Consider the following 16,317-nt stretch of genomic DNA (forward strand, 5'->3'; position numbering starts at 1 on the left):
GAGACGAATTATGGCAATGCAATCTCAAGACATCATTCGTAAATCCGCCACCAATGGCTTCACCCCGGCACCGCGCGCGCGCGATCACCAGGAAGAAGTGGCCAAGCTGATCGATGTCACGACCTGTATCGGCTGCAAAGCCTGCCAGGTAGCCTGTTCTGAATGGAACGATATCCGCGATGAAGTGGGGCACAACGTCGGGGTTTACGATAACCCCGCCGATCTGACCGCCAAATCGTGGACGGTGATGCGCTTCTCGGAAGTTGAGGAGCACGGCAAGCTGGAGTGGCTGATCCGCAAGGATGGCTGCATGCACTGCGCCGATCCGGGTTGCCTGAAGGCGTGCCCATCGGAAGGGGCCATCATCCAGTACGCCAACGGCATCGTCGATTTCCAGTCCGAACACTGTATCGGCTGTGGCTACTGCATCGCCGGTTGCCCGTTCGACGTGCCACGCATGAATGCGGAAGACAACCGGGTGTACAAATGTACCTTGTGCGTCGATCGTGTTGGCGTTGGCCAGGAACCGGCCTGTGTGAAAACCTGTCCGACCGGGGCGATCCACTTCGGCACCAAAGAAGCGATGAAAAACGTCGCGGCGGAACGAGTCGATGAACTGAAAACCCGTGGCTACCAGAATGCCGGTCTGTACGATCCGGCAGGCGTGGGCGGCACCCACGTGATGTACGTACTGCATCACGCCGATAAACCGCAGCTGTATCACGGTTTACCGGATAACCCGACCATCAGCCCGGCGGTGACCTTCTGGAAAGGGGTCTGGAAACCGTTGGCTGCCATCGGGTTTGCTGCCACCTTCGCGGCCAGTATCTTCCACTACGTTGGCGTGGGGCCAAACCGCGTTGAAGAAGAGGAAGAGCAGGATCCGAAGGACGAGCATCATGATGAGGAGACGCGCAAATGAGGAAGGAAAAGCCAATTCAGCGCTACAGCGCGCCGGAGCGGATTAACCACTGGATTGTGGCGTTCTGCTTTATTTTTGCCGCCATCAGCGGGCTGGGGTTCCTGTTCCCGTCCTTTAACTGGCTGATGAATATCTTTGGTACGCCACAGCTGGCACGCATCCTTCACCCCTTCACCGGGGTGTTGATGTTCGTTGCGTTCCTGCTGATGTTCCTGCGCTACTGGAAGCACAACCTGATCAACCGGGAAGATATCGTCTGGGCGAAAAACATCCACAAAATCGCCATGAATGAGGAAGTGGGTGACACTGGGCGTTATAATTTCGGTCAGAAGTGCGTATTCTGGGCGGCGATTATCAGTCTGGTGCTGTTGCTGGCCAGTGGTATCGTTATCTGGCGGCCATACTTTGCCCCCTCCTTCTCCATTCCGCTGATCCGCATCGCGTTGGTGGTGCATTCGTTGGCAGCGGTGGGGTTGATCATCGTGATTATGGTGCACATTTACGCCGCGTTGTGGGTAAAAGGCACCATTACCGCGATGGTGGAAGGTTGGGTGCCGGCTGCCTGGGCCAAGAAGCATCACCCGCGCTGGTACCGTGAGGTCCGCGAGAAACAACAGGAAGACAAACCCAGATGAGTATCCGCATCGTTCCTAAAGAGCAGTTAGGGGCACAGCGTGAAAAGTCTTCAACGGCGGAAACTATTCCGCCGTTACTTTTCGCCAACTTGAAGAGCCTTTATACCCGCCGAGCCGAACGTCTGCAGCAACTGGCCGCAGACCATCCGCTGGGTGACTATCTCAACTTTGCTGCCAGCATTGCGCAGGCGCAGAACAACGCCTGCCACGATAATCCGCTGGAGCTGGATCTCGGTGAAACGCTGACCCAGAGCGCCGCCAGCGGCAAGCCGCCGTTGGACATCAGCGTCTATCCACGCAGCGAACACTGGCACAAGCTGCTGGCATCGCTGATCGCAGAACTGCGCCCGCAGGCACCGGAACACGTGCTGGCGGTGTTGGATAACCTGGAGAAATCCTCGTCCCATGAGCTGGAGCTGTTGGCCAGCGCCCTGCTGAAAGGCGAGTTTGCCAAAGTAGGCAGCGACAAAGCCCCGTTCCTTTGGGCAGCGCTGTCGTTGTACTGGGCGCAGATGGCCAGCCAGATCCCTGGCAAGGCCCGGGCCGAGTACGGCGAGCATCGCCAGTTCTGCCCGGTGTGCGGCAGTATCCCGGTTTCCAGCGTGGTGCATCTTGGTACCGTGAACGGCCTGCGCTATCTGCACTGCAACCTGTGCGAGAGCGAATGGCACGTGGTGCGGGTGAAATGCAGCAACTGCGAGCAAACCGGCGATCTCAACTACTGGTCACTGGAAAGTGAGCAGGCGGCGGTGAAAGCGGAAAGCTGTGGCGATTGCGGCACCTACCTGAAGATCCTCTATCAGGAGAAGGACCCGAAGGTCGAGGCGGTGGCCGACGATCTGGCTTCGCTTATCCTCGATGCCAAGATGGAAGAGGAAGGCTTTGCGCGCAGCAGTATCAACCCGTTCCTGTTCCCTGGGGAATAATGACAGTTGGGTTTTTTTATTCGACCCTTGCCACGGTAATTGCTCAACTCAACTCCATCACTTTTGCAGCCCCCTCTCCCTAGCGAGAGGGGGCATGAGGGGGCCGCAGCGACTTTCGGATTAGACATCTGGCAAACCGGCAAGCGAGTTGCTACCGTTACGTCAAGACGCGTAACGCGAAAGGAAGACATGATGTTGAAGACCCTTGCCAAAGGCGCGGCGTTAGCCGTGCTGCTTACCGGGCTGGTAGCCTGCGATAATCAGGACAGCAAAAAGCCGGAAGTCCCCGCCCCCGCGCCAAAACCGGTAGTGACACAACCCGTAACGCCAGCTCCAGCGCCGCCGGTGGAAGAACCCAAGCCCGTCCCTGGCCTGAACGTCTCGCTGCAAAAAGGCCAAATCACCTTTGAACTGCCGCCGGGCTTCAGCGATCAGACCAAGCTGAGCGGCATCATCAACGACGACAAGTCGACCATTCAGCTGTTTCTCGACAGCAAATCACGCCAGCGCACTGTCGCTTCGGAAGTGATCCCGCCAGCAGACATGAAGATCAATACCAGCGATGCGATGCTCAAAGAGCTGACGCAAAGCATCATTACTGAGCTGTCCGACCGCTATCAGAACATCAAGAAAACCAAAGAAGAGAATTTCACCGTCGGTAAGCAGAAGTTCCATCGTTTGGATACTGAACAGACGGTCAACGGGCAAAAACTGGTTTCCACCATCGTGTTGACGGTGTTCAATAAACGGGTCGTGACGTTGCAGCTGTTAACACCAGCTAAAACACCGGATCTACATCATGCCCTGGTACAGCGAATTATTGATACCATGCAGGTTAAATAACCTGACTGGTTTAGCTCGGCACGCCAATAAGCCAGTTTGCCGATAACCGGACACTGAAAAATCGAGTGACCATGAGCACTGAATCCCAGCACCTATACAGCCAGTTACCTGCCATTGACCGCCTGCTGCGCGATCCTGCGGTTGAACCCGCCGTCGCCAAACACGGCCAGACGCTTATCAGCGAACTACTGCGCCAGATGCAGGCACAGGCGCGTGAAGCCATCAAGACGCAGCAACAGCTGCCCGCCTGGTGTCAGGACTGGCCACAGGCGCTACAGGCACGCCTGGAACAACAGCAGCGCCCGGCGTTGCAACCGGTGTTTAACCTCAGCGGCACCGTTTTGCATACCAACCTGGGGCGAGCGCTGTTGGCGCAACCGGCAGTTGATGCGGTGGTCAGTGCCATGAGCAGTGCCGTGACGCTGGAATACGATTTGGATGGTGCAGGCCGTGGGCACCGCGATCGGGCCATCGCGGACTTGCTCTGCCAGCTCACCGGGGCGGAAGATGCCTGCATCGTCAACAATAACGCGGCGGCGGTGCTATTGATGCTGGCGGCAGTGGCACCGGGCCAGCAAGTGGTGGTATCACGTGGCGAGTTGGTGGAGATTGGCGGCGCGTTCCGCATCCCGGACGTCATGCGCCAGGCTGGCTGCCAACTGGTGGAAGTCGGCACCACCAACCGTACACATCTGAAAGATTATCGTGCCGCCATCAACGAGCAAACCGGCCTGTTGATGAAGGTGCACACCAGTAATTACAGCATTCAAGGGTTTACCGCTGCGGTCGATGAAAGCGAACTGGCGGTGTTGGGCCACGAACAGGGCATTCCTGTGGCGACCGATTTGGGCAGTGGCTCGCTGATCGACATGGCGCAATACGGCTTGCCAGCCGAACCGATGCCGCAACGCCTGATCGCTGCAGGTGTCGATCTGGTGACCTTCTCCGGTGATAAACTGCTGGGCGGGCCGCAGGCCGGGATTATCGTAGGTAAAAAAGATCTCATCGCCCGTCTGCAACAGCACCCACTCAAGCGCGCCCTGCGCGTCGGCAAAATTACCTTGGCGGCGCTGGAAGCCACGCTGCGGTTGTATCAACAGCCAGAGTTACTGGCAGAACACTTACCCACCTTGCGCTTACTGACCCGTCCACAGCAACAGATGCAGGAAACCGCCGAACGTTTGCAGAGCCAGTTGGCTCCGCGATTTTCTGGCAGCTTCGAGCTGCGCAGCGAGCCGTGCTGGTCACAGATTGGCAGCGGTTCGTTGCCGGTAGATCGCCTGCCGAGCTACGCGTTGACCTTTACCCCACTCGATGGCCGGGGCGCAACCTTAGAAGGTTTGGCCCAGCAGTGGCGTAGCTTGCCGCAGCCGGTCATTGGCCGCATCAACGACGGCAAACTGTGGCTCGATCTGCGTTGCCTGGAACAGGAGGGCGCACTGGTTGAGGCGCTGAGCGCATGATTATCGCCACCGCTGGCCATGTCGACCACGGCAAAACTACCCTGCTGCAGGCGATCACCGGCATCAATGCCGATCGCCTGCCGGAGGAGCAACGCCGTGGCATGACCATCGATCTTGGTTATGCCTATTGGCCGCAGCCCGATGGCCGCGTGCTGGGGTTTATCGACGTTCCCGGCCATGAAAAATTCCTCGCTAACATGCTGGCGGGCATTGGCGGCATCGACCATGCGCTGCTGGTGGTGGCCTGTGACGATGGCGTAATGGCGCAAACCCGTGAGCACCTGGCGATCCTGCGCCTGAGCGGCAGGGCGCAGTTGACGGTGGCGTTAACCAAAGCTGACCGTGTAGATCCTGCACGAATCGCTGAAGTGCAAACCCAAGTATTGGCCGAATTGGCACAGCAGGGCTGGCATGATGTGCCGGTGTTTGTTACTGCGGCGGCCCTGGGGAAAGGTATTGATGAGCTGCGCCAGCATCTGTTGGCGCTGCAACCCGGTGAGCACTTACTCTCCCGGCGTTTTCGGCTAGCGGTGGATCGCGCCTTCAGCGTTAAAGGTGCCGGGCTGGTAGTGACAGGGACGGCGCTGGGCGGCAGCGTGGCGGTAGGCGATACGCTGTGGCTGACCGGTGCGGACGTGCCAGTGCGGGTGCGCGGCTTGCATGCGCAGAATCAGGCGACAGAACAGGCGGTTGCCGGACAGCGCATTGCGCTGAATATCAGCGGTGACGTCAGCAAAGACCAGCTAACGCGCGGCGACTGGCTGTTGGCGCAACAACCGCCAGCGGCGGTAGAACGTATTCTGGTGGTGATAGAGGCCGATGCGCCGATACAGCACTGGCAGTCGCTGCATATTCACCATGCCGCCAGCCATATCACCGGGCGTATTGCGCTACTGGCCGATAACCTGGCGGAGCTGATCCTCGATCGTCCGCTGTGGCTGGTGGAAAACGATCGGTTGGTACTGCGGGATATCAGCGCACGCCAAACGCTGGGCGCTGCACGCGTGCTGGGGCTCTCCTCGCCGAAACGGGGCAAGCGTCAGCCGGAATATCTGGCCTGGCTGGCCGCGCTGGCTCAGGCATCCAGCGATGGGCAGGTGCTGGATTTGCGCTTGCCGGGTGACGCACTGGATTTGGCCGCGTTTGCCTGGGCGCGACAACTGACGGATGACGGTCTGCAGGAACTGCTGGCGGGCTATGCCCTGATGATCTCCGGCGACATGGCGCTAGCCCCAACCAACGTGCAAGCGCATGAGCAACGCCTGTTGCAGGTGTTGGCCGAATACCATCAGCAACATGCCGATCAGCTAGGCCTGGGGCGGGCTCGTCTGCGCCGAATGGCGTTACCGGCGCTGCATGAGCCGCTGGTATTTATGATGATCGATCGGCTGCTGGCGGCGGGGTTGCTGCGCAATACGCGCGGCTGGCTGCACCTGCCGGACCACGGTTTGGCATTCAGCAGCGAGCAACAGGCGCTGTGGAGCCGCATTGAGCCGCTGTTTAGTGACGATCCCTGGTGGGTGCGCGATCTGGCCGCCTCGTTGGGCGAAGAGGAAAACAGCGTTCGCGCCGCGTTGCGCAAGGCGGCACAGCTTGGCTACGTCACCGCCGTGGTGGTCGATCGCTACTACCTCAGCCAGCGTATCGAACAGTTTGCCGCAATGATCCGCGAGCTGGACGCCACGCAAGGCAGCACCAATGCCGGTGATTTCCGCGATCGGCTGGGGATTGGCCGCAAGCTGGCGATCCAGGTATTGGAATTCTTCGATCGTAGCGGCTTTACCCGGCGCAAGGGGAATCAGCACCTGCTACGGGATCGCGGGCTGTTTGGTGGTTGAAATTATGGGTGCATATTGTTGCGCCCAGTTTAAAAGATTGTGACACCCCTCATGCGTTTGAGCATTGTTTCGCCATTTCTCCTCATAAACCCCTATCATTCCGGCTAGAGATCGTTCACCGCTTCTTAAGTTTGATCTGCGGCCATGGTGCCGTGAACCTGCTTACCGTCTGCGGGCGGTAAGGTTGCAGCCACGTTAAAAGGAGATACAAATGGCGAATACCACTACGGCAAGTCACCTCACGCCTGAAAACACCGGGTTTCCTCTCAAGCTGAAAAAACGTTATGACAACTTTATCGGTGGTGCCTGGGTGGCGCCGGTACAGAGCGAGTATTACACCAACCTGACGCCGATCACCGGCCAGACGCTGTGCGAAGTGGCCAGCTCCTCCTCCCAGGATATCGAGTTGGCTCTGGATGCGGCCCACGATGCCAAAGGGGCATGGGGGAAAATGTCGGTGCAGGCGCGCGCCAATTTGCTCAACCGGGTCGCCGATCGCATGGAGCAGAATATCGATCTGCTGGCGGCGGCAGAAACCTGGGATAACGGCAAACCGATCCGCGAAACCGTCAATGCCGACGTTCCGTTAGCTATCGACCATTTCCGCTACTTTGCTGCCTGCGTACGAGCGCAAGAGGGCGGCATCAGCGAGATCGACTCCGAAACTGTCGCCTATCACTTCCACGAACCGCTGGGCGTGGTGGCACAAATCATTCCGTGGAACTTCCCGCTGCTGATGGCGTGCTGGAAGATGGCGCCAGCGCTGGCAGCGGGTAACTGCATCGTGCTGAAACCGGCCAAGCTGACGCCGCTATCGGTGCTGGTGCTGATGGAACTGATCCAGGACATCCTGCCGCCAGGGGTGATCAACGTGGTCAACGGCGCAGGTGGTGAAATCGGGGAATATCTGGCCACCTCCAAGCGCATCGCTAAAGTGGCCTTTACCGGTTCGACCGAAGTGGGCCGCCAAATCATGGGCTACGCCACCCAGAACATCATTCCGGTGACGCTGGAACTGGGCGGCAAGTCACCCAACATCTTCTTTGCCGACGTGATGGACAAAGAGGACTCGTTCTTCGACAAGGCGCTGGAAGGCTTTGCGCTGTTTGCCTTTAACCAGGGGGAAGTCTGTACCTGTCCGAGCCGGGCGCTGGTGCAGGAATCGATCTACGAGCGCTTTATGGAGCGGGCGATCAAACGGGTGGAGAGCATCCGTAGCGGCAACCCGCTGGATGCCAGCACCCAAATGGGGGCGCAGGTTTCCGAAGGGCAGATGAAGACCATTCTTAACTACATCGAGATCGGCAAGCAGGAAGGAGCCAAGGTGCTGACCGGTGGCCGACGTAAGGCACTGGATGGCGGGTTGGCGCAAGGGTACTACATGGAACCTACCATTCTGTTCGGTAAGAACAGCATGCGGGTATTCCAGGAAGAGATTTTTGGCCCGGTGCTGGCGGTGACCACTTTCAAGGATATGGATGAAGCACTGGCGCTGGCCAATGATACCGATTTTGGCCTGGGGGCCGGGGTGTGGAGCCGCAACGGCAACATTGCCTACCAGATGGGGCGCAACATTCAGGCGGGCCGCGTCTGGACCAACTGCTACCATGCTTACCCGGCACATGCGGCGTTCGGCGGCTACAAACAGTCGGGGATCGGGCGGGAAACCCATAAGATGATGTTGGAGCACTATCAGCAGACCAAGTGCCTACTGGTGAGCTACTCCGAAAAACCGATGGGGCTGTTCTAAACCCTCACACCAGTCCTCTCCCTTTGGGAGAGGACTGGTTAACCATTACACTGTGACATTCGGTGCGGGAGTGGCGCCACCACGGTGTTTGCTGAGGAACAGCGCCGTCAACATCAGCCAACACAGGCCACTGACCAGATTGAACAGGCTGAATAATCCGTTACCGCCCCAGACATAGGCCACCTTGGCCAACTCGATCCCGATGGTGAACACCGACATGCTCAGCATCCCCATCACGGCCGAAACGGCACCTTTGCTCACGTTGCTGGAAAATAGCGTCAGGCGATACAGACCGGCGTTCGCCAAACCAATGCCGTAAGCGTAAAGGCTCAGCCCGGCGGTCATCCACAGGTAGGCATGGGCGGAAAATACCGTGGCCAGCGCGGCGAGCAGCAGGCCCAGCAGCATCGGCCATGCGCCCAGCTTGATCGGGCGTTCAATACTGAGTTTGCCGGTGATGCGAGCCAGCGTCAGGTTGCCGAGGATCAGCGCGCCAAACACCGGGATTTGCAACAGGCCATAGTCCAGCGCCGAGAGTGACTCACCCTTGATCAGGATCACCGGAGACTGGGCAATCCAGGCCAACAGCGGCAGGCTGGCAAAGCCGATAGCCAATGAACCACAGATAAAGCGCCGATTGACCAGCACCTGACGATAGTCCCGCCACAGGTTGGCCGCCGAGAAGGCTTCCCCTCGCAGCGTGGCGGTTTCAGGCATGGCTTTCCACAGGCCGACAAAGGCAATCGCGGCCAGGGCGGCAAACAGTACAAACATGCTCTGCCAGGAGGCGACGTGAACCCAGGCAGCCCCGGCCAACGGCCCCAGCAGCGGGGCGATCAACGCCACGTTAGCCATCAGCGCGGTGATTTTGATACATGTCGCCTCTTCAAACGACTCCTGAATGGTGGCATAGCCCACCGCGCCGATAAAGCACAGGCCGATCCCTTGCAGGAAGCGCATCACGATAAACTGCTCGATATTGGTGACCAGCAGAATGGCCAGGCAGGTGACGATAAAGAACAGCACCCCGGCCAGCATCACCGGGCGGCGGCCACGGCGATCTGACAGCGGGCCAAGTAGCCACTGCAGGAAAATACCGCCAGCCAGATAGGCGGTCATTGAGGTGGGCACCCACTCCACACCGGCGTTGAAATCGGCCACGACCGCCAGCATACCGGGCTGGATCATATCGTTGGCGATATAGGTCGCGAATTCGAACAGTACCAGACAAAGTGGGAATAAAAGCGCCTGTCGGCCCAGAAGTGCCGCAGGGGGTAATGATGTTTTCATTTTTATTTTACTGATAGTAAAGAAGAAATAAGGAACTGCCAGGGCGGGAGAGCGCAAACTGAGCGAGTTGTGGCGGCTATTTTGCCGCCAATTGTTCACCTTGGCAATCATAAGGTGATTTTAGGCTCATTCTTAATAGCGCGTTTAAGCGTTGTGCTGTGCCCCCCTGAGCTATAACCTCTGATTAACATTTCGTTATGACAGAATTATAGGCAACTGACGGGCAGCAATGAGCAATAAAATTGGTTGGATAGATAACTTGCGTGCGCTGGCGTGCATGATGGTGGTGATGATCCACGCGACCACCTACTACGTCGCCAACGGTGTGGCTGTGGGTGAACATAACTGGGATATGGCTAACGTATTGAACTCGATCTCACGGGCTTCGGTGCCGCTGTTCTTTATGATTTCCGGCTTTCTGTTTTTTGGTGAGCGCAGTGCCAACCAAAAACACTTTATCCGCATTACCTGCTGTATTTTGTTCTACAGCGTCATTGCCCTGATTTATATTGCCTGCTTTACCCGCATCGGCTTTTGGCCCTCGTTGCGCGCTATCCTGCAAAAGCCGGTGTTTTATCACCTGTGGTTCTTTTATGCCATTGCGGTGGTCTACCTGCTTTCGCCGCTGATCAGCGTCAAACCGGTTTCTGGCCGCTATCTGGCCGGGGTGATCGTCATTCTGGCGATTATCGCCAACCCTAATACCAGCAAGCTGACCCTGGATAATGTCCAGCTACTACCGGTGAACCTGTACATCTTTGGCGATACCTTCTATTACCTGCTGTATGCCTTGGCAGGGCGAGCGATCGGCGTGATGGTTACCCAACGGCGCGGTATGAGCCTGTTGGCGGTGCTGTGCTTTGTTGCTAGCGTGGTCCTGATTATCCGTGGCACCAAAAGCCAGATGTTTATCAACGGCAGCTTTGCCGATACGTTTTATATGTACACCGGCCCCTTGGTATTTGTGGCGGCGGTCTCGCTGCTGGTGTGGTGCAAAAACTGCCTGCCGAATCCAATCGGCTGGCTAGGCGTGATTTCCCGCCACTCGCTGGCGATCTACGGCTTTCATGCCCTGATCGTTAACGTGATGCGTAATCGCCACTGGGAGTTTCCGGCCTACCCGCTGCTGGATATCTTCTGGGTGTTTGGCATGGCGCTTGGCGTGAGCCTGCTGTTGTCGATGGGGTTACAGAAAGTGGATACCCGGCGGCTGGTGTCTTAAGCCTGCCAGCGCTGCTGTGCCCGCCGCAGTTGGCGCCCAGAGGAGAAGCCTGCGGTTAGCGCGGCTTTTTCCAGGCCGTAGCCCTGCTGCAGCCGCTGCTGTGCGACCGCCAGCCGCAGCTGTTCATGATATTCCCGAACGCTGAGGCCGATATGCAGACGGAACAGCCGGGCCAGATGGCGGCTGCTGACGTGGGCTTTCTCCGCTACCTGAGGGACCGACCACTCGGCCTCCGGCTCGGCGGCCATCACATCCTGCGCCCGGTGCACGGCTGGATGCAGATGATTGCGATAGCGTAACCACGGGGAGAGCTGCGGATCGTCGCCGGAGCGGCGGAAATACACCACCATCTCACGGGCAATCTCTAGCGCGCGGTCAGCCCCACAGTGCTGATTGACCAGGTGCAGGGCCAAATCGATACCGGCGGTGATGCCTGCGCTGGTAAACACGCCGCGATCCTCAACAAAAATACGGTTTTCCTTCACCTGTGCTGCCGGTGCCTGCTGGCGCAAGCGCTCGATCACGGCGTGGTGAGTGGTGCAATGATAGCCGTCGAGCAATCCGGCCTGGGCGGCCAACAGCGCACCGGAACAGACACATACCAGATCTATCTGCCGCTGGGCCAAAGCCGGGCGCAATGCCTGGAGCCAATTGCGTGCCAGAGCCGCTTCCTCGCTAGCAAAGTAATGCGTTGAGTCTGCCACCCCCGGTATCACCAGAATATCCCCTTCGTTCCACCGCTGTGGCAAGGGGGCTAGCTGGCCGATGGTCATGCCGATGGAGCAGGAAATTTGCGGCACCGGGCTGACATAGTGCAGCTGGAACTGCCCGGTTAGCCGCAATACCTCTGCCGGGCCGCTGACATCCAGTAACAGCACGTTGGGGAGCATCAGAAAGTAAACGGCCTTGGGCATGATTATTCCTGCGAAAGTTGCGCCAATGCTTGATCGACGCTGGCAATAGTGGCAAAGCGGTCGACCAGCACGGTTTCAGTATGCCGCTTTAACTGCTCGGGGGTAAAGAGGCTGCCGTCCGGGTGATGCATTGGGAAAGTGAGTGTGGCTTCGGTCACAAACGTCACTTTATAGCCCAGATCGGAGGCGACGCGGGTGGTGCTTTCACAGCATTGCTCGGTGCGGATACCGCTGATGATCAGATGGTTGATCTGGCGTTCACGCAGCCAGGCATCCAGGCCAGATTCAGTCAGCGCATTGTGTACTCGCTTTTGCACCGTAACGTCAGCCTGATGGTTCAGGAACGGCAGGCGTTTCACGTAGCCAGATGCCAAGGAGAACGGTCCCTCAGGCGAGACATGGAATACGTCGACCAGCGGCACCTCTTGCTGCTGACAACCCGCAATCAGGCGTGTCAGCGCCTGTTGAAACGCAGGCAGATCGTCTTCCTGCCAGAACGGACGATGCTGAAAGGATTGTTGAACATCGATGATCAATAGTGCGCTACGTGACATTTTCGGCCCTCCTCTATTTGGTATAACACCATATTGCGCTGGCGATAGGGCAGAAAGAAGGTCAAAAACGGCCATCATGATGACAACAACGGACGGGATGAGGTTTGCGGGCGGTTACCGATAATAATCCCGGTGAACGCGGTATTGATTACTATAATTGATTGACCGTCCTTTGACTGGAACGAGGAGGGTAATGACCCCAACCGCTGGTCTGCAAATGATGTGCAGGTTTCATTTATCGTCGATTTTGGAGGGCAATAGCAAAGGAATAAGAAACCGAATTGTTGGCAGCCATATCGGTAACGATTAACTTATCTGAATGGGCAACCAAACATGAAAAAACGTCAGTTGGCAGTAATTATCGCGGGTGGACTGCTGTTTTTTTCAGGGATGAGTCAGGCACAAGAACACAACGCTTCGGTCACCAAAACCATCACTATCACCGCCACTATCGGAGACAGTATTTTTGTTTCTCGCCCGCAGAGTGGGGATTGGTATCAGACGGTGGATTTAGCGGCCACCGATGGTACACAGCAATCTTTCGCCAGCAGTATACCGGTACAGGTTTGGAGCACTACGCCGCAGTTCAACGTGTCGCTGGTTCATCCACTTGAGATCGCCCGCACCGATTCGGCTTATAAAATGGATGGGGTGAAGGTTAAGTTTGCCGGTGAAGGCAGCAATGGCAAAGATCTTGGTGCTAGTGGCGCGGCGCAAACCTTCGATCAGAAAGTTCAGGTGGGCAATGGCTATCAAAGCGTTTATCAGTTGAAGGTGAACGCTAATGCGCCTAAGAGCAACGGCAATGCCGACACCCAAGGTTTGTATACCGGGGAAATGGTGATGCTGTTTGAGATCGCGGCCGGCTCGATTTAGCCCTTAATACTGAGCAATTTAAAGCCTAATGCCAACGGGAGCAGCCAAGTACATACATAGGTGTTGGATATGTATGTACCTGGCAGAGGCGTTGGTGAATTACATCAGCGGCTGCAGGCAGCGGTAAAGCTCGCGGAAAGTATTGCGTTGGGCGGTGTAATATTGATGCCGTTCAGCATCCGGCTCATGCACCTGCTCTAACGGCAATTCAGGCAGTAGGGTGCTCAAAGATACCCCAGGGTTCAGCGCAATCTGCGCCAGACGCGCGGCACCTAATGCCGGGCCAACGTCACCACCGGTGCGGTATTCCAGCCGTTGGCCGCTGATATCCGCCAGCATCTGGCGCCAGAACGGGCTACGTGCGCCGCCGCCAATCAAGGTGATAGCCGTGGGTTGCAGGCCGCTGGCATGCAGCACGTCCATGCCATCCGCCAGTGCAAAACCCACGCCTTCCAGCACTGCCCGTGCGAGATCGTTCGGCCCATGTTGATGAGTGAAGCCCCAGAAGGCGCCTTTGGCGTTCGGGTTGTTGTGTGGCGTACGCTCGCCGGAAAGATAGGGCAAGAACCATAACGGCGTTTCAGCAGGAGCGGCCTGCTCAACGTTACGCAGCAAGGTGGCAACGCTGTCGACATGGGTTAACTGGCAGGCCCAGTCCAGGCAGGACGCCGCGCTGAGCATCACCGACATCAGGTGCCAGGTCTGCGGCAGCGCATGGCAGAAGCTGTGCACCGCACTGGTCGGGTTACTGAGGAAACCGTCGCTGACGGCGAAGTAGACGCCAGAGGTACCCAGTGACAGCATCGCCTGCCCGGCCTGATACAGCCCAACGCCGATCGCCCCGGCGGCATTGTCACCCCCGCCAGCTACCACCGGCACCGGCGCCATCCCCCAACGTTGGGCCAGTTCGCTATCCACTTGCCCGGTGATCTGGTTACCCTCAAACAGCGCAGGCATCTGCTCACGCGTCAGCTCGCAGGCATCAAGCATGGCGTCGCTCCAGTCACGTTTGGCGACGTCTAGCCACATTGTCCCTGCGGCATCGGACATATCGCTGGCAAACTCGCCGGTGATGCACCAACGCAGGTAATCCTTCGGCAATAACACCCTATCGATCTGCTGGAAAATCTGTGGCTCGTGCTCCTTGACCCACAGTAGCTTGGGGGCGGTGAAGCCGGGCATCATCAGGTTGCCGGTGATTTCACGTGAGTTGGGTACGGTTTGTTCTAGTGCCTGGCATTGCGCAAAGCTGCGGCCATCGTTCCACAGGATGGCCGGGCGTAATACCCGTTGCTGTTTATCCAGTAACGTTGCGCCATGCATCTGGCCGGTCAGGCCAATGGCTTTGACCTGTTGCAGGCTATGCTGTTTAGCCAATGCCAACATGGCGCGGTCGGTGGCCTGCCACCAATCTTGCGGGTCTTGTTCAGACCATAGGGGATGGGGGCGTGAGATGGGCAGTGGTTCACTCTGGCTGGCCAGCAGTTGGCCTTGCTCGCCTAGCAGGATGACTTTCACGCCGGAAGTACCGAGATCGATTCCAATATACATGAGCACGGATCCTTTGAAGCGCGGTGAGATGGCCCACCGCGCCGTAGAGAGTTAGCCGAACAGGTAGCGGTTGACCAGGTTCTCCAGCTTTTCCTGATGCCCGCTGGCATGTTGCGGTGCCAGCACCTGTTGCTCGGCGTGCTGTGCCAGCGCTTCGAGCGACAGTTTCCCTTGCAGGATCTGTTGGCCCAATTCACCGTTCCAACCGGCATAGCGTTTGGCAACCTGCTGATGTAGCTGACCATCTTCGATCATGCGGGCGGCCACTTTCAGCGCCAGCGCCATGGTGTCCATCGCGCCGATATGGCCGTAGAACAGATCATATTTGTCGGTACTTTGGCGGCGTACCTTCGAGTCAAAGTTCAGCCCGCCGGTAGTGAAGCCGCCGGCCTTGAGGATTTCGAACATCACCAGCGCGTTTTCTTCCACGCTGTTCGGGAACTGATCGGTATCCCAACCTAGCTGTGGATCGCCCCGGTTGGCATCGACCGAACCGAAAATCCCCAGCGCGATGGCGGTGGCGATCTCGTGGTGGAACGAATGCCCGGCCAGCGTGGCGTGGTTGGCCTCGATGTTCACCTTGATCTCTTTTTCCAGGCCGAACTGTTTAAGGAAACCGTACACGGTGGCGACGTCGTAATCGTACTGATGCTTGGTCGGCTCCTGGGGTTTGGGCTCGATCAGCAGCGTTCCCTGGAAGCCGATCTTATGTTTGTGCTCAACTACCATCTGCATAAAGCGGCCAATCTGTTCACGCTCCTGGCGCAGATCGGTATTGAGCAGGGTTTCATAGCCTTCGCGCCCGCCCCACAGCACATAGTTTTCACCACCCAGTTTGTGGGTAGCATTCATGGCCGTGAACACCTGAGTGGCTGCCCAGCTGAAGACTTCCGGATCCGGATTGGTCGCCGCCCCGGCACCGTAACGCGGATGGGTGAAGCAGTTGGCGGTGCCCCACAGCAGCTTCACGCCGCTGCTTTGCTGTTTCTCAGCCAGCACATCGGTCATGATCGCAAAATTGTTCAGATACTCTTTTAACGTGGCCCCTTCCGGTGACACGTCAATATCGTGGAAGCAGTAGTAAGGCACGTTCAGCTTATGGAAAAACTCGAACGCCACATCGGCCTTGCGTTTAGCCAGCTCCAGCGCTTCGCCCGGCTGTTGCCAAGGGCGATCGAAGGCCCCGATGCCGAACATGTCTGCCCCGTTCCAGCAGAAGGTGTGCCAGTAGCAGGCGGCGAAGCGCAGATGGTCGGCCATACGTTTGCCGAGGATGATTTCATCGGGGTTGTAGTGGCGGAAAGCCAACGGGTTATTGCTGCTGGTGCCTTCGTAACGAACCTGTTCTAGCTGATCAAAATAGGATTGCATGAGTGACTCCTTGGTAACGGTGCCCGGCGTAAGGGATGCGGGATGCGCTCATCTTCGGAGTAAGCGGCGGAATGCTCAATTACGTTATTTCACACTTAAATTCACAGAATTATTAAATGTGCGCGGGATCTCATAATTCAACGAAGGGCCGGTTTTACTGGC

Annotated in this window: 14 protein-coding genes; 9 read left to right on the forward strand and 5 right to left on the reverse strand. The window is 57.6% G+C overall.

Annotated features, from left to right (window positions below; genetic code table 11):
* Positions 1-10: 10 nt before the first annotated feature.
* The 7 genes from fdxH (at position 11) to KGP21_RS00255 (ending at position 8,377) form a co-directional block, all read left to right on the forward strand.
* The gene (gene fdxH, locus KGP21_RS00225; protein ID WP_021807291.1) at positions 11-922 is read left to right on the forward strand and encodes a formate dehydrogenase subunit beta; all 912 of its coding nucleotides are present in this window, start codon (positions 11-13) and stop codon (positions 920-922) included.
* Complete coding sequence (gene fdoI / locus KGP21_RS00230; RefSeq protein WP_021181336.1) at positions 919-1,557, forward strand: formate dehydrogenase cytochrome b556 subunit; 639 nt, start codon at positions 919-921, stop codon at positions 1,555-1,557. Before fdxH ends, fdoI begins: the two co-directional genes overlap by 4 nt.
* Entirely contained in the window at positions 1,554-2,483 is a 930-nt protein-coding gene (gene fdhE, locus KGP21_RS00235; RefSeq protein WP_094982492.1) for a formate dehydrogenase accessory protein FdhE, read from the forward strand. Before fdoI ends, fdhE begins: the two co-directional genes overlap by 4 nt.
* A gap of 192 nt (positions 2,484-2,675) precedes the next feature.
* Positions 2,676-3,326: a DcrB-related protein gene (locus KGP21_RS00240; protein ID WP_059199233.1), complete on the forward strand. Its 651-nt coding sequence runs from the start codon at positions 2,676-2,678 to the stop codon at positions 3,324-3,326.
* Between the two features lie 71 nt (positions 3,327-3,397).
* Positions 3,398-4,789: an L-seryl-tRNA(Sec) selenium transferase gene (gene selA / locus KGP21_RS00245; RefSeq protein WP_223536761.1), complete on the forward strand. Its 1,392-nt coding sequence runs from the start codon at positions 3,398-3,400 to the stop codon at positions 4,787-4,789.
* A complete protein-coding gene (gene selB / locus KGP21_RS00250; RefSeq protein WP_223536764.1) occupies positions 4,786-6,627 on the forward strand; it encodes a selenocysteine-specific translation elongation factor in 1,842 nt (613 codons plus the stop codon). Before selA ends, selB begins: the two co-directional genes overlap by 4 nt.
* Before the next feature lie 211 nt (positions 6,628-6,838).
* Positions 6,839-8,377, forward strand: a complete 1,539-nt coding sequence (locus KGP21_RS00255) for an aldehyde dehydrogenase family protein (RefSeq protein ID WP_223536766.1) — start codon at positions 6,839-6,841, stop codon at positions 8,375-8,377.
* 45 nt (positions 8,378-8,422) lie between these two features.
* On the opposite strand, the gene KGP21_RS00260 is transcribed toward KGP21_RS00255, so the two are convergent.
* Positions 8,423-9,667, reverse strand: a complete 1,245-nt coding sequence (locus tag KGP21_RS00260) for an MFS transporter (protein WP_223536769.1) — start codon at positions 9,665-9,667, stop codon at positions 8,423-8,425.
* 229 nt (positions 9,668-9,896) lie between these two features.
* Here KGP21_RS00260 and KGP21_RS00265 point away from each other — a divergent pair, with 229 nt between their 5' ends.
* The gene (locus KGP21_RS00265) at positions 9,897-10,889 is read left to right on the forward strand and encodes an acyltransferase (protein ID WP_223536772.1); all 993 of its coding nucleotides are present in this window, start codon (positions 9,897-9,899) and stop codon (positions 10,887-10,889) included.
* On the opposite strand, the gene KGP21_RS00270 is transcribed toward KGP21_RS00265, so the two are convergent.
* On the reverse strand, positions 10,886-11,803 hold the full coding sequence (locus KGP21_RS00270; RefSeq protein ID WP_179248601.1) for a GlxA family transcriptional regulator: 918 nt from the start codon (positions 11,801-11,803) through the stop codon (positions 10,886-10,888). The genes KGP21_RS00265 and KGP21_RS00270 overlap by 4 nt on opposite strands.
* 2 nt (positions 11,804-11,805) lie before the next feature.
* Positions 11,806-12,357 (reverse strand): cysteine hydrolase family protein, encoded by a 552-nt coding sequence (locus tag KGP21_RS00275; protein ID WP_223536774.1) that lies wholly within the window; start codon positions 12,355-12,357, stop codon positions 11,806-11,808.
* Between the two features lie 333 nt (positions 12,358-12,690).
* Between KGP21_RS00275 and KGP21_RS00280 the strand changes: the two genes are divergently transcribed.
* The gene (locus KGP21_RS00280; protein WP_021807301.1) at positions 12,691-13,233 is read left to right on the forward strand and encodes a CS1 type fimbrial major subunit; all 543 of its coding nucleotides are present in this window, start codon (positions 12,691-12,693) and stop codon (positions 13,231-13,233) included.
* A 99-nt stretch (positions 13,234-13,332) separates the two neighbouring features.
* Here KGP21_RS00280 and xylB read toward each other — a convergent pair whose 3' ends face one another.
* Together xylB and xylA are read right to left on the reverse strand one after the other, a co-directional pair.
* A complete protein-coding gene (gene xylB, locus KGP21_RS00285) occupies positions 13,333-14,784 on the reverse strand; it encodes a xylulokinase (RefSeq protein WP_223536776.1) in 1,452 nt (483 codons plus the stop codon).
* Positions 14,785-14,835: 51 nt separating this feature from the next.
* A complete protein-coding gene (xylA, locus tag KGP21_RS00290; RefSeq protein WP_024483256.1) occupies positions 14,836-16,155 on the reverse strand; it encodes a xylose isomerase in 1,320 nt (439 codons plus the stop codon).
* Positions 16,156-16,317 lie beyond the last annotated feature (162 nt).

The organism is Serratia sp. JSRIV004, assembly GCF_019968705.1.
In the GTDB taxonomy this organism is placed as follows: domain Bacteria; phylum Pseudomonadota; class Gammaproteobacteria; order Enterobacterales; family Enterobacteriaceae; genus Chania; species Chania fonticola_B.

Bases quoted from the DNA above. Each gene is read 5' to 3' on its own strand.
- fdxH (WP_021807291.1), top strand. From the start codon at position 11: ATGGCAATGCAATCTCAAGACATCATTCGTAAATCCGCCACCAATGGC.
- fdoI (WP_021181336.1), top strand. From the start codon at position 919: ATGAGGAAGGAAAAGCCAATTCAGCGCTACAGCGCGCCGGAGCGGATT.
- fdhE (WP_094982492.1), top strand. From the start codon at position 1,554: ATGAGTATCCGCATCGTTCCTAAAGAGCAGTTAGGGGCACAGCGTGAA.
- KGP21_RS00240 (WP_059199233.1), top strand. From the start codon at position 2,676: ATGTTGAAGACCCTTGCCAAAGGCGCGGCGTTAGCCGTGCTGCTTACC.
- selA (WP_223536761.1), top strand. From the start codon at position 3,398: ATGAGCACTGAATCCCAGCACCTATACAGCCAGTTACCTGCCATTGAC.
- selB (WP_223536764.1), top strand. From the start codon at position 4,786: ATGATTATCGCCACCGCTGGCCATGTCGACCACGGCAAAACTACCCTG.
- KGP21_RS00255 (WP_223536766.1), top strand. From the start codon at position 6,839: ATGGCGAATACCACTACGGCAAGTCACCTCACGCCTGAAAACACCGGG.
- KGP21_RS00260 (WP_223536769.1), bottom strand. From the start codon at position 9,667: ATGAAAACATCATTACCCCCTGCGGCACTTCTGGGCCGACAGGCGCTT.
- KGP21_RS00265 (WP_223536772.1), top strand. From the start codon at position 9,897: ATGAGCAATAAAATTGGTTGGATAGATAACTTGCGTGCGCTGGCGTGC.
- KGP21_RS00270 (WP_179248601.1), bottom strand. From the start codon at position 11,803: ATGCCCAAGGCCGTTTACTTTCTGATGCTCCCCAACGTGCTGTTACTG.
- KGP21_RS00275 (WP_223536774.1), bottom strand. From the start codon at position 12,357: ATGTCACGTAGCGCACTATTGATCATCGATGTTCAACAATCCTTTCAG.
- KGP21_RS00280 (WP_021807301.1), top strand. From the start codon at position 12,691: ATGAAAAAACGTCAGTTGGCAGTAATTATCGCGGGTGGACTGCTGTTT.
- xylB (WP_223536776.1), bottom strand. From the start codon at position 14,784: ATGTATATTGGAATCGATCTCGGTACTTCCGGCGTGAAAGTCATCCTG.
- xylA (WP_024483256.1), bottom strand. From the start codon at position 16,155: ATGCAATCCTATTTTGATCAGCTAGAACAGGTTCGTTACGAAGGCACC.